The sequence below is a fragment of the Paenibacillus algicola genome (assembly GCF_005577435.1).
Classification (GTDB): Bacteria; Bacillota; Bacilli; order Paenibacillales; family Paenibacillaceae; genus Paenibacillus_AQ; species Paenibacillus_AQ algicola.
In genome coordinates, this window is record NZ_CP040396.1 from 1,537,529 (window position 1) to 1,550,433 (window position 12,905).

Sequence of the window (12,905 nt, forward strand, 5' to 3'; positions counted from 1 at the left end):
TCTATGAGTACAAAATATACGATTGGCGTAGATTACGGAACCCAGTCCGGCCGTGCCGTTCTGGTGGAGCTGTCGAGCGGGAGAGAGGTGTGTGACCATGTTACGCCATACCCTCACCATGTCATTGACGAGTCACTGCCCGGCTCCAAGGTTGCATTAGAGCATGACTGGGCATTACAGCACCCGGATGATTACCTGGAGGTGCTTCGGCGCTCCGTACCGGCTGTCATGCAGGAGTCTGGTGTTGATCCAGAGCTCGTGATCGGGATCGGAATTGATTTTACGGCGTGCACTATGCTGCCCGTCGATGCAGACTTAACGCCGCTGTGCTTCAAAAATGAATATGCCCACCAGCCGCACAGCTGGGTCAAGCTGTGGAAGCATCATGCGGCACAGCCGGAGGCAGACGCAATTAACCGGATAGCCATGGAGCGCACGGAGGATTTCCTTCCTCGATATGGCGGAAAAATATCGTCGGAATGGATGATTGCCAAGGCATGGCAAATTCTGAATGAAGCGCCGGACATTTATGAATCAGCGGACTTATTCTTAGAGGCGACGGACTGGGTGGTTGCCCGAATGACGGGGAACATGGTCCGCAACAGCTGTACCGCCGGGTACAAAGCCATCTGGCACAAGCAGGAGGGGTACCCGGACAAAGCCTTCTTCAGAGCGCTGGATCCGCGCCTTGAGAACCTGATGGATACGAAGCTTCGTGGAGAAGTAGTACCGCTCGGAGCAAGGACCGGAGGGCTGTCTCAAGAGATGGCAGACATGATGGGGCTGCACGAAGGCATTGCCGTCGCTTCCGGCAACGTGGATGCACATGCTGCGGTTCCGGCGGTCGGTGTCGTCACGCCGGGCAAGCTGGTTATGGCGATGGGAACCTCGATCTGCCATATGCTGCTGGGCCGTGACGAAAAGCATATTGAGGGCATGTGCGGAGTCGTTGAAGATGGCATCATACCCGGATTGTACGGATATGAGGCAGGGCAGTCGGCTGTTGGAGATATTTTTGAATGGTTTGTGGAGGAGTGTCTTTCGGGTGAGGTGAAGGCTGCAGCTGCTGAAGAAGGCCTAAGCGTGCATGCGTGGCTGGAGCGTGAAGCCTCCAGATTGTCTCCGGGTCAAAGTGGACTGCTGGCACTGGATTGGTGGAACGGTAACCGATCCGTGCTCGTGGATACAGACCTTACCGGCCTCCTGCTCGGCTTGACGCTGCAGACCAAGCCAGAGGAAATATACCGGGCTTTGCTGGAGGCAACCGCCTTTGGCACGCGAAAGATCGTCGATGCTTTTAACCATGGCGGGGTACCCGTGGATGCCCTGTATGCCTGCGGCGGGCTTCCTCAGAAGAACCGCCTGCTGATGCAGATTTATGCGGACGTGACGCAGCGTGAAATTTTCATTGCGGACTCTAAGCAAACACCGGCGCTGGGCGCGGCGATGTTCGCCGCTGTGGCTGCAGGAGCTGCAAACGGCGGGTATGCTACCATCACAGAAGCTGCTGTCAGCATGGCGCGAGTGAAGGAAGAAACCTACAGGCCGATTCCGGAGCATGCGGCCGCTTATGAGCAGCTGTATCAGGAATACAGCAAACTCCACGACTACTTTGGCCGCGGCGGCAACCCCGTGATGAAAACATTGAAAAAGCTGAAAGCAGAGGCTTCGGCAAGAAGCGCCCTTTCCATGTAGAATGCACGTCTGACGCAGCCGAGAAATGGTTAAGGATAGATAACACAATCTATTCGGAGGTGCGTCTTTGATGGAGCGGGCTTTTTGGAAAGAAGGAGTGGTCTATCAGATTTATCCCATCAGCTTCAAGGATTCGGACGGGGATGGGCACGGCGATCTGCGCGGTATTCTGGAAAAGCTGGATTATTTACAGGGTCTCGGCGTTACGATGCTGTGGCTGGGTCCTGTCTGCAAGTCGCCGATGGAGGATTACGGCTACGACGTCAGTGATTATTATGAAATCAATGAGCCGTTTGGTACAATGGAGGATTTCGAGGAGCTGCTGCGAGAGGTGCATGCCCGGGGGATGAAGCTGTTTATGGACCTCGTTATAAATCATACCTCGGATCAGCATGCCTGGTTTCAGCAGGCCTCTTCCAGCCGGGAGCATCCGCGACGCAGCTATTACATCTGGAAAGATGGAGTGGCCGGGGCCGAGCCGAATAACTGGATGTCATTTTCCGAGGAGTCAGCATGGAAGCTGGATGAGCAGACCGGCCAGTATTATTTGCGAATTTTCGATGTGACTCAGCCGGATCTGAACTGGGAGCATGCTCCCATGCGGCATGAGATGTATGAAATGATCAGGTATTGGCTGGACAAGGGAATTGACGGCTTCCGGCTGGATGCGATCAATATTTTGTCTAAAGAACCTGGATTTCCCGATGCTCCGGCGGAGGATCCCCATCCGCGAGGTCAGCGCTATTTCAAGAATGGACCAAAGGTCCACGATTATTTGCAGGAGCTGCATACAGAGGTATTCTCCCGCTATGAGAACATCGTAACCGTGGGTGAGGCGCCGAGCATTTCTATGGAGGAAGCGGTGCGCTACTCCGCTCCAGAACGGAAAGAGCTTAGCATGGTGCTGCTGATGGAGATGATCGGCATGGATGTGGAGCGCGGAAACCCGTGGAAGGTGCGGAGCTGGAGGCTTCAGGAGCTGAAGGATATTGTCAACCGGTGGTCCAAAGAGGTGTTTGGAAAAGGGTGGTATGGCACGTATCTGAGCAACCACGATCACCCGCGGATGCTTCCGCGCTATGGCGCAGATGGGGAGCTGCGGGAGCTGTCGGGCAAGATGCTGGCGACTTTTTTGCATACTATACCCGGAACTCCCTTTATGTATCAAGGGGAAGAGCTGGGCATGACCAATGTGAAATTCTCCTCCATTCAGGATTATCGGGATAAGAATACCCTTGGCTTCTACAAGAGGATGGTGGAGGAGGAGGGGGCTTCAGAGCAAGAGGTCCTGGACATGATTCAGGCCCGCAGCCGGGACAGCGCCCGTACGCCGATGCAGTGGAGTGCTGAAGCGCAGGCCGGGTTTACGAGCGGTACGCCCTGGATCCCGGTGAATGACAATTACAAAGATATTAACAGTGAGGAGAGCATGAAACGCCCGGATTCTCTGTTCCATTACTATCGCCGGCTAATTGCCTTGCGCAAGGAGCAGCCCGTGCTGGCCTACGGAAATTTCAATATGCTGCTGGAAGATGAGGAGCATATCATGTGCTACACGCGAACGTATAAGGAAAAAACATGGCTGGTGCTGCTGAACTTTGCAGATCACGAGGTTACGACACGTTGGCCTGAAGGGTGGAAGAGAGATTCCGGTCAAGCTGTGGCGGTGCTGGGAAACTATGAAGGACTGCCGGCAGTGGAGGAACGAGGGCTCCTCAAGCTGAAGCCGTTTGAGGCTGTAATTGTTGAGGGGGAGACTCGCGCGTTCCGCTAGAACATGTGAAAAAGGATGACCGAGAGTGGCTAAACCATCTCGGTCATCCTTCTTTAGGCTTCGTCCTCGTCCGGTAAATGTCCCGGTCTGCGATCCACTGTTTCATTGCCGTGACTGTTCTCTCGCTTCATCTCTTCCTTGTCTTTATTCTCGAGAATGCCGCCGATGACATCGTCAATCATATCTGTAGCTCCGTGGTCAGGGCGGTCCGGCTCCGGAATGGGATCTACTCCAGGAAAGCGGCCGTCATAATCGGGATTTTTGTTAGCCATGTCACTCATCCTTTCTTCTTGGCCTATCTAGGATTGCCCGTTGAAACGTCAAGCATGTATAGTGGGCTTTGGAGATGCCTAATATCAGATGGGGCTGTGCTTTTTGTGGTATAAGTAACGAATAAACCGTAACGGGATTCCTGAATCAGCATCCGAACAAGGAGAGGTGCCAAGAGCAGCCGATCCGCTGTATTTTGCACAATTGCGGGTTGACGAATGATCTATAATCAGCGAAGATCATGTCAAAGGCTTGCCATAGCGCCTGTTCGTTCATGCTATACATCAAGAGAGAAGGAAGGGAATCAAGAATGAAATTGTGGGAAAAAAATATTCCGGGGATTGAGCTGGAGGAAGAGGGTTCATTCGAGCCATATATTGTTCCACATGTCGTGGAGTCCGCTTCACCCCATGCTGCTGTCGTGGTGTTTCCTGGAGGCGGTTACTTCCGCCGGGCCGAGCATGAGGGGGACCCCATCGCGGAGTGGCTGAACAGCCTGGGCTTATCTGCTTTTGTGGTTCACTACCGCGTGAAGCCGACCAGATATCCGTATCCGCAGATGGACGGTATGCATGCCGTCAAGCAGATCCGGCACCGCGCTGCAGAATGGAACATTGATCCGGCCCGGATTGGCGTACTAGGCTTTTCGGCAGGCGGGCATCTGGCTGCTACCGTATGTATTCAGGCAGAAGAAGGACAGCCGGATGCAGAAGACCCGGTTGACCGCGTGAGCGCTCGACCGGACTTCGCCGTGCTGTGCTATCCCGTGATCTCCTTCACACAGCATCGGCATGAAGGCTCGGTCACCAATCTGCTCGGGGAGCAGCCATCGGAAGAGATGATTCGTAAAATGTCGGGCGAGCTGCAGGTAACTTCAAACGTACCTCCAACCTTTTTGTGGCATACTGCTGATGACGCTGCTGTTCCGGTGGAAAATAGTCTCATGTATGCAAGCGCTCTCTCTGCTCAGCAGATTCCGTTTGAGCTCCATGTGTTTCCTCATGGTCGTCATGGACTCGGACTGTCCGAGGAGGACCCGCAGGTTGCGCAGTGGACCGGCTTATGTGCGGAGTGGCTGCGAAGAATTGAGGTTCTTTAGACTTGTGAGCTGAATTTCACCTGTAAGGATGAAGAAACATCACAAACGCCGGATAGACGATGAACCTCGTCCTCCGGCGTTTGTGATTACAATATTACGTACTGTGGCAGACTTTACCAAGCGTTTGAGCCCAAAGCATCCAGGGTAGCTTGAATAAAGGCTGGCTCGTCCTCCGGAGTACGGGACGTAATCAAATTACCGTCCGTTACCACTTCTTGATCCACGAATTGACCGCCGGCTTCGCGAACTTCGTCCTGAATACCGGGATAGGACGTCAGCGTACGGCCTTTCAGCAGGCCGGCTGCCGCCAGGATCTGCGGACCATGGCAGATGGCCGAGATCGTCAGCCCTTTCTGATCCGCCTCCTGAACAAAGGCTTGAATATCCTTGTCGTCCATCAGATGGGATGGAGATTTACCGCCCGGAATAATGACCGCAGCATAATCGGATGCCTGCGCGTCTTTAACAGCCAGGTGGGATTGGTAGGATACCGAGCCCTGCTTGCCTGTTAGCTCCTCATTTTCCTTCAAGCTGATAATTACGTTATCGTGGCCATTTTTGATCATAGCCTCATATGGGTTTTTCATTTCCGAGTCTTCAAAATCGTTAGCCAGCAAAAATGCAATCTTCTTTGCTTCAGTCATGATCGGTCACTCCTTCCTGAAATCATACTGTACAGTGTGCACCAAGAAAGGCGCGTACATGCTTTTTTTACCCGCTGGGAAGGAGATTCAAGCAAGAGCGGCCCATCCGCTGAGGAAAAACCGTTGCTGCACGGCTCAGCAGGCGTGATGCAGTGCCGTAAGAATAGGAACTTTTTCACGTACAGGCACGACTGGGCTCCTGCCCACATACAATGAACAGACTGGAAACCGAGCGCGGCAAGAGGCCGGTTGCATTGTATTCTTCAGGAGGTGTCCCCTGTGCCTGGACTGTTTACCGCTATTGCACTGTTCATCAAAGAGCTAAGCCTGTTAGTGTCGTATGTGAAAAACAACGCGTTTCCCCAGCCCCTGACCGAAGAAGAGGAAGCGAAGCATCTACAGCTAATGGCTGAAGGTGACGCAGCTTCGCGTAATAAGCTGATTGAGCACAACCTTCGGTTGGTGGCTCATATTGTGAAGAAATTTGACAACACCGGCGAAGACCTGGAAGACCTGATCTCCATCGGCACCATCGGCCTAATCAAAGCGATCGAAAGCTTCCGAACGGGCAAGGGAACGAAGCTTGCAACATTCGCCGCTCGTTGTATTGAGAATGAAATACTTATGCATCTTCGTAGCTTGAAAAAAACGCGTAAGGACGTATCCCTGCATGATCCGATCGGCACAGATAAAGAAGGCAATGAAATCACGTTGATCGATATTCTAGGAACCGAAGCGGACGATATCGTGGATAAAGTGCAGTTAAAGATCGAGAAAAGCAAAATTTACCGCAACCTCGATATCCTGGACGACCGGGAGAAGGAAGTGGTCATTGGGCGATTTGGATTGGAGCATGGCGGAGAGGAGCGCACCCAGCGAGAGATTGCGAAGGAGTTGGGGATTTCGCGGAGCTATGTTTCGCGGATTGAGAAGCGGGCGCTCATGAAGCTGTATCATGAGTTTTATAAGGCGAAGCGATGATGGAGTATGGAATTTAGAGTCGGCTGTGCCAACGTGAAGCAGAGGGAAACCTCTGCTTTTTTGTGTTCAGGCATTTAACGGGGGGGGGGGGGGGGCGTTTACTTACGCAATATTCCAATTCGTATTATAATCATGATAGGACGTTCAAGTGGAGGGATTAAGATGCTTTACGAGAAGATGACGAAGAAGGAACAGATTTTACGCTTACATAGTATGGGTATGAAACAGGTGGAAATAGCCCGAGAGTTGAAAACGTACACGAATTACGTTTGGAAGGTCATTAACGAGAACAAACTGAAATCCTGCGCTAAATAAACAGCCTAGTTACGGAAGGGGCGCTATTTATGGCGATTATTAGTTTTGAGAAGGAAGACGAGAAGCAGCAGTATTTGAATTGGAGAAAAGAAAATCTCGACGGATTCGTATTGAAGTGAAGACATCGACCCTCTTTTAAGTGAAATCAGCGTTGCTCTTTATGGATTCGAAATATACTTGGCTATGAATTACGTGGAAAGAAACGCTTTCGAATCGTCAGAAGAAGCAGCTAAAATGCGAGCAATCCGTCAGGAAAAACTACGTCGTGAATCCGTTGTGAAGCTGGAAGCAATGACGCCCAAAGAACGCGAACGAACTGCCAAGGAAATTCGTTTATTAGAACTTGAACTGGAAAAGGTAAACCGAGAAATCGAAGCGTTTGAAAGGCGTTATAAGAACGGGTAACGCGCTCGAGAAAGTAAATACGCATCGTCAAATGCAACGAGTCAGGGGAGATAAAAGATGAATAAAGATGTGAGAAAGAACAACCAACTAGCAGCCGAATAAATCGACCCGCGCCCATATATGAAAGGTCTACATGTAACGGAAATCAGGGTGGTCGAGCTGCTTGCACGTAAGTCACCGCAACAATCTTACCGCGAAATCGCTAATAAGCGGGGAATCTCGGAAAGACACTTGCGAAGAATCCGCGACAAGCGACAAGTTTAATTTGCAGTACGGGAACGGGCGCTTGAAATCCAATCCGAAAACTTACCCGATGTTCTAGGCGCACTTGCGAAGAAGGCCAAGCGCGGCGACCATAAAGCCATTGAAATGTATCTTGTTATGCAGGGAATCAACGTCAATAAATCAGAAGTTGTTCAGAAGGTTCACAATGTTTCCGAACCGCTTGAAAAGCTGTTTGACGCTGAACTTGATGCGGAACTGGAATCGTTAAAGAATGAAGTTATGGGCGGCAACGTCGTGAAATTCCACAATAGCAGAAAGAACGCAACTAACCCGCCGATGATTGGCGGGTCGTATTCTAATTATGGAAAGGCTGTGTTGTGTTAAATGATGATATTAGGTCACTATAACCCGTCTCTTGAAAAAGCGGCAATCGAACTATCGTTTCACTTTAGCGGAATGAACCAAACTGCGCTTTCTATTTCAGTGGCATTCGGTGAATAGCTTCGTCAAAAAAATTGTTTATATCAAGAACTTGACTGTCTTTCAGAACATCTCCAATTGCATACTTTTTCGCTTTATCGGTCGGCATAGTGGAAAAGGCAAGTCGAAACTCCCTTTGAAACTTAAAAAATACATCCTTCCAAAATGCCAAACCAATGTGGCCATCTATAAATTGTTCAAGTTGTTCTTGGTACATAATCCCGGCAGAATAATCAACGTATCGAACGGCTGTTATTTGACCATAATGTTCATCTTGAATTGTTGCAGCCACAAGATGAGGAAAATCGTTCGGCAGGATGACGGCGCTTTTCCCGAAATTTTCGATAATCTTCTGCTTGTCTTCTTCGGGAAGGCTTAGTTTTACGTAAGCATATTCCTCGTCCGCTTGGACAATTTCAAAATCATCTTTCGTGAAAGCTGTAAAGCAGAACACCGGAATGTACCCAGCATCAGGATGGCGAAGAATAATATCTTTCTTGCCTAACTCCGCTACAACTTCACCAGTACGGTTATCAACAATACTTAGGTTTTCCACTTGACCCACTGCTGCCCCTTCTAGTCTATCACCTTGTCCACGTACCTGTTCGCGTTCCTCTTGTTCGATGAAGTTTTTCAACGGTTGCATATATAGATTACCGTCTAATAGGTCTTGAACGAACTCTGGTTTAGTAAACTTAACGAAATAGTAAACCTGCTTATCCTGCATTACTTCCAACTTGTTTAATCGCATATGTTTCCTCCATCGTTAATTTTGTAATCCACCAGTAGTTCATGACTCTCTCAGTGTATGAATTAGTCAGTCGACCCCACATATTCTTCATCGATGTTGAAAAACTATCCTGCAAGTTAGTTCAATGGTATTAAGCCTATAAAAAATACGCCTCATCACTAGGACGCCATCCCCCTAAAAGGGACGCCAGAAACGTTAGGTAAAATGGGGAAGGAAGTTACCGCTTTCTTCTTTTAACCAATGAAATTATAGCAAGTGGAAACGAATTGCGACTAGTGTCTGTTGTTGACTCCCCAATTACGATGAAAACCGCAGTAGTTAATCCATAGCTTCTGTAATTACTTATTTTTGATAATTTCACCGAAGATGATCCATTGCTCATAGTTTGCGGAAACGTCACGTTCACCGTCGCGTTCTTCGGTAATCTTATTGGGCAGTACATGGAAGTAGAAGTAATATTGGTTGTGGCTGCCGAGACGCTTATGCTCCACGAATTGGCGAAGGTGGTCTTGCGTGAACATGAACGTGTGATATTCGGTGTTGAACATGACTACGAAGATATGCAGGTCAATGTCGTCACGTTTCAAATCGCCGTCCTTTACGGTGTGCCAACCCGAAGGGAAGTCCAAGTGGCTCTTACTGTAATAAAACTTTGCTTTCAGGTTCTTGTCTTGAACATTTCCAGATTTACCTTTAATGATAATGTCTGCGCCAGCCGCTCGATTTCCTTTGATCGCTTCAAGGAACCCGTAAGTCTTGTTCACTTTATCCATTACAAATTGCCGAGCTGCCGAGCGTGTAATACGGTTTTCTTCGTCCTGCTCGTCCTCTTGTTCCTCTGCATTAGTTGCGTTTGAAGGAGCAACGGGTACTTGGATGGCTTGGTTCCGTTCTAAAAATTCAACGCGACTTTCGAGCTTTTGAACGCGACCAAGCACTTCCAAGAGTACAGATTCGTAATTATTCAACTGAAATCACCCTCCGGTTAATTTGATAAATTCATTTTACTATCCTGTAAAAATTAAATCAAGGAAATTTATCAGTGAAAATACTGTTGAAAAAACGGTAAAAATGATTTAGTATTAAATGGGTGGTAAATCTAATATAAGGGGTGCTTGTATGGTGAAAAAACAAGACGGTATGTTTGGAATTAAGTTGGTGTGGCCGGGTTATATGGAAGACGATCTTGCTGACCGTCGCGTTGGATTTCCCGCTGATTACGATACGAAATACGACATCCCATTGAACGCAAAAATGTTTATCTATGTAACAGAATACCAAGCTATCGTTGCAGTAAACCAAGTGACCGGAACCTGGGACGAAGGTAAACGATTGTATAATCCACGGGGACGTTTTCCGATATGCCTTCCAATTAAAGAAACTTTCAGGTCTAAAGTTGGACTGTCCAAGAAAGAAGTACAAAAGATAATACCGCGCTTTACGACATATGAAGGATTGAGCTTCTTTTCGTTATCGGAAGGCGAATTTGTAGAACTCGAAAGGGCGCTTATCCAGCGTGGATAAGCCTCTTGACCAGCACCCCTTTTGACATTAGAATTGAAATACTTATGCATCTTCGTAGCTTGAAAAAAACGCGTAAGGACGTATCCCTGCACGATCCGATCGGCACAGATAAAGAAGGCAATGAAATCACGTTGATCGATATTCTAGGAACCGAAGCGGACGATATCGTGGATAAAGTGCAGTTAAAGATCGAGAAAAGCAAAATTTACCGCAACCTCGATATCCTGGACGACCGGGAGAAGGAAGTGGTCATTGGGCGATTTGGATTGGAGCATGGCGGAGAGGAGCGCACTCAGCGGGAGATTGCGAAGGAGCTGGGGATCTCGCGGAGCTATGTTTCGCGGATTGAGAAGCGGGCGCTCATGAAGCTGTATCATGAGTTTTATAAGGCGAAGCGATGATGGAGTATGGAATTTAGAGTCGGCTGTGCCAACGTGAAGCAGAGGGAAACCTCTGCTTTTTTGTGTTCAGGCATTTAACGGGGGTGGGGGGGCCGTTTAGAATGGATCAATAGATGCTTTGAAAAAACTCTAGGGACAGGGTTATTCCCGAGCATTGGAAAAAAATGCGGAGGGAGCACCAGAAGATGCGGGTCAAAGCTATGAGTATGATCCTGTAGGCCGTTTGACTAAAATTACACATCCAAGATTACAGAATGAAGCAGCTTCAAGCTCCAGTACTTACAGCTATACGTACGATACGATTGATCAGATGATTATGCAGCATAGTGATGAGGAAGGACGTCAGACGAAGCAGATCTATGACGCAATAGGCAGGCCGTATCAGATTCAGCTTCAGCAAGAAGACGGCTTCTATCCTATAGAAACCAATCATTACAATGACCTTGGCGAGCTGGATTACACCCAGGATGGCGAAGGACACAAAACCTATTATGAATATCATGCCAATGGAGACCTGAAATCCGAGACGTCAGCCGAAGGAAGAGTACTGGGGTTTGCTTATAATGCTATGATGGGACAAGCAACTACCACCACAGACTACGGTGAGAAAATCACGACGACAACCGACGCCATCGGACGGGTAACAGAAACGAAGCGGGAGGATGGCATTACCGGAAGTACCATTAGCCATGATACAGCGTATGAAGTGAACGGCGATCCGTTTGCTACCCAAACCACCGATGGAAACGGAAGCGTAACCAGCTTTACTGCAAACGGACTGCACCGTCTGCAAAATGTGACCCAATCCGTTGATGAGCAGCAGCTTCAGACCACATATCAATATAACAAGCTGGGCAGCCTGACATCCAAGGTGTTTCCGGACCTCTCCAATATAGCCTATAGCTATGATGAACTGGGCCGCCGATTGTCCAAGCAGGACTCGGTGCTGGGTACCGAAACATATACCTACGACGACAACCACAACATCACGGAAGGAACAACTCGAAACGCGAAGTCAGTCCTGAATCAGTTTGATGAACGAAATCTTGTTCAGGTTAGCTGATGGATAGTACCAGACCCAGGTCATAAGTTGCCGGCAAACTTAATAATGGCATGATGAAATATGTTATAATGTTGTTTGTTCTAGCGGTGATCGTATGCAGATGAGAGGAATGGAATGAGCGTTGATTGAAAATTTTTGGAAAGAGTTACCTAAACCGTTTTTTGTACTTGCTCCTATGGAAGATGTCACGAATGTGGTGTTTCGTCAGGTTGTGAGTCGAGCGGGTAGACCTGATGTTTTTTTCACTGAGTTTACAAGTACTGAAGGCTACTGTAATCCAGATGCTATATATAGTGAGCGTGGGAGATTATATTTCACAGAAGAAGAACAGCCTATGGTAGCACATATTTGGGGAAATAACCCTGATCATTTTAGGGAAATGAGTATAGGTTTAGCGAAGCTCGGATTTAAAGGCATTGATATTAATATGGGTTGTCCTGCTCATAACGTCGCAGCTAAAGCTAAGGGCAGCGGGCTGATCTTACAGCCTGAGCTTGCAGCAGATATTATACAAGCTACTAAAGCAGGTGGATTACCTGTAAGTGTAAAAACTAGACTTGGCTATACTCATGTGGAGGAGTGGCGTGAGTGGTTATCCCATATTTTGCGACAAGATATTGCAAATCTTTCTATTCATCTACGAACCAAGAAAGAAATGAGCAAGGTGCCTGCTCATTGGGAGCTGATTCCTGAAATTAAACAGCTTCGTGATCAGATTGCACCCCATACATTATTAACGATTAATGGAGACATAGCTGATCGAAAAACAGGCTTGATGCTGGCAGAACAATACGGATTTGATGGAGTTATGATCGGTAGAGGTATATTTAAAGATCCATTTGCTTTTGAGAAGACGCCTAGAGAGCATAGCAGGGACGAAAAAATAGAGCTATTAAAATACCACATTGATTTATATGATCAATATGCAACAGAACTAGAGCCGAGACCATTTGTTCATTTACTTCGTTTCTTCAAAATATATATTCATGGATTTGATAAGGCAGATGCGTTGAAAGATGAGCTCATGCAAACGAAGTCAACAGATGAAGTGCGTCAAGTGTTACGCAGCTTTACAAATGATTATGTTGAATAATTGCAAGGGTGCACACCTTGCCGGTTGACGACGAGCCCGTTGTACGTAGCGACAAGGAAGATAGGAGATGAACAAACGATATGAATGCTCTGTCCAATGTAACATTGGAAGGGCATTTTTTATATCCTCGTCGAATATCAAACGACCCGATCTTAAGAGATAATCGTAATCCAACCTTACATTCC

General features: G+C 48.1%; 13 protein-coding genes and 1 pseudogene. 10 read left to right on the plus strand and 4 right to left on the minus strand.

Annotated features, from left to right (window positions below):
• Nucleotides 1-3 precede the first annotated feature (3 nt).
• Together E6C60_RS06820 and E6C60_RS06825 are read left to right on the plus strand one after the other, a co-directional pair.
• Nucleotides 4-1,695 carry a ribulokinase gene (locus E6C60_RS06820; RefSeq protein WP_138225168.1) on the plus strand — a complete coding sequence of 564 codons (1,692 nt, stop codon included), beginning with the start codon at nucleotides 4-6 and terminating at the stop codon, nucleotides 1,693-1,695.
• A 70-nt stretch (nucleotides 1,696-1,765) separates the two neighbouring features.
• On the plus strand, nucleotides 1,766-3,469 hold the full coding sequence (locus E6C60_RS06825; RefSeq protein WP_138225169.1) for a glycoside hydrolase family 13 protein: 1,704 nt from the start codon (nucleotides 1,766-1,768) through the stop codon (nucleotides 3,467-3,469).
• Nucleotides 3,470-3,522: 53 nt separating this feature from the next.
• Here E6C60_RS06825 and E6C60_RS06830 read toward each other — a convergent pair whose 3' ends face one another.
• The gene (locus E6C60_RS06830) at nucleotides 3,523-3,741 is read right to left on the minus strand and encodes a hypothetical protein (protein ID WP_138225170.1); all 219 of its coding nucleotides are present in this window, start codon (nucleotides 3,739-3,741) and stop codon (nucleotides 3,523-3,525) included.
• 308 nt (nucleotides 3,742-4,049) lie between these two features.
• On the opposite strand from E6C60_RS06830, the gene E6C60_RS06835 reads away from it, so the two are divergent.
• Nucleotides 4,050-4,838 (plus strand): alpha/beta hydrolase, encoded by a 789-nt coding sequence (locus E6C60_RS06835; RefSeq protein ID WP_138225171.1) that lies wholly within the window; start codon nucleotides 4,050-4,052, stop codon nucleotides 4,836-4,838.
• Nucleotides 4,839-4,951: 113 nt separating this feature from the next.
• Here E6C60_RS06835 and E6C60_RS06840 read toward each other — a convergent pair whose 3' ends face one another.
• Nucleotides 4,952-5,482, minus strand: a complete 531-nt coding sequence (locus E6C60_RS06840) for a type 1 glutamine amidotransferase domain-containing protein (RefSeq protein WP_138225172.1) — start codon at nucleotides 5,480-5,482, stop codon at nucleotides 4,952-4,954.
• A 279-nt stretch (nucleotides 5,483-5,761) separates the two neighbouring features.
• Here E6C60_RS06840 and sigK point away from each other — a divergent pair, with 279 nt between their 5' ends.
• The 3 genes from sigK to E6C60_RS06855 all read left to right on the plus strand — a co-directional run bounded on the left by sigK (nucleotide 5,762) and on the right by E6C60_RS06855 (nucleotide 7,792).
• Complete coding sequence (sigK, locus tag E6C60_RS06845; protein WP_138225173.1) at nucleotides 5,762-6,463, plus strand: RNA polymerase sporulation sigma factor SigK; 702 nt, start codon at nucleotides 5,762-5,764, stop codon at nucleotides 6,461-6,463.
• Between the two features lie 498 nt (nucleotides 6,464-6,961).
• Nucleotides 6,962-7,183, plus strand: coding sequence for a hypothetical protein (locus E6C60_RS06850; RefSeq protein WP_138225174.1), 222 nt, complete (start codon nucleotides 6,962-6,964; stop codon nucleotides 7,181-7,183).
• Between the two features lie 369 nt (nucleotides 7,184-7,552).
• The gene (locus E6C60_RS06855; protein WP_217496390.1) at nucleotides 7,553-7,792 is read left to right on the plus strand and encodes a hypothetical protein; all 240 of its coding nucleotides are present in this window, start codon (nucleotides 7,553-7,555) and stop codon (nucleotides 7,790-7,792) included.
• Between the two features lie 91 nt (nucleotides 7,793-7,883).
• On the opposite strand, the gene E6C60_RS06860 is transcribed toward E6C60_RS06855, so the two are convergent.
• Nucleotides 7,884-8,639: a hypothetical protein gene (locus tag E6C60_RS06860; RefSeq protein WP_138225176.1), complete on the minus strand. Its 756-nt coding sequence runs from the start codon at nucleotides 8,637-8,639 to the stop codon at nucleotides 7,884-7,886.
• A gap of 338 nt (nucleotides 8,640-8,977) precedes the next feature.
• Nucleotides 8,978-9,607: a hypothetical protein gene (locus E6C60_RS06865; protein WP_138225177.1), complete on the minus strand. Its 630-nt coding sequence runs from the start codon at nucleotides 9,605-9,607 to the stop codon at nucleotides 8,978-8,980.
• A 151-nt stretch (nucleotides 9,608-9,758) separates the two neighbouring features.
• Here E6C60_RS06865 and E6C60_RS06870 point away from each other — a divergent pair, with 151 nt between their 5' ends.
• The 4 genes and pseudogenes from E6C60_RS06870 to E6C60_RS06885 all read left to right on the plus strand — a co-directional run bounded on the left by E6C60_RS06870 (nucleotide 9,759) and on the right by E6C60_RS06885 (nucleotide 12,720).
• Nucleotides 9,759-10,163, plus strand: coding sequence for a hypothetical protein (locus E6C60_RS06870; protein WP_138225178.1), 405 nt, complete (start codon nucleotides 9,759-9,761; stop codon nucleotides 10,161-10,163).
• A 26-nt stretch (nucleotides 10,164-10,189) separates the two neighbouring features.
• A pseudogene (locus tag E6C60_RS06875) lies at nucleotides 10,190-10,564 on the plus strand (sigma-70 family RNA polymerase sigma factor); the annotation flags it as partial.
• Between the two features lie 154 nt (nucleotides 10,565-10,718).
• Nucleotides 10,719-11,627, plus strand: a complete 909-nt coding sequence (locus tag E6C60_RS06880) for a hypothetical protein (RefSeq protein WP_138225179.1) — start codon at nucleotides 10,719-10,721, stop codon at nucleotides 11,625-11,627.
• Between the two features lie 121 nt (nucleotides 11,628-11,748).
• Nucleotides 11,749-12,720: a tRNA dihydrouridine synthase gene (locus tag E6C60_RS06885; RefSeq protein WP_138225180.1), complete on the plus strand. Its 972-nt coding sequence runs from the start codon at nucleotides 11,749-11,751 to the stop codon at nucleotides 12,718-12,720.
• Nucleotides 12,721-12,905: the final 185 nt, after the last annotated feature.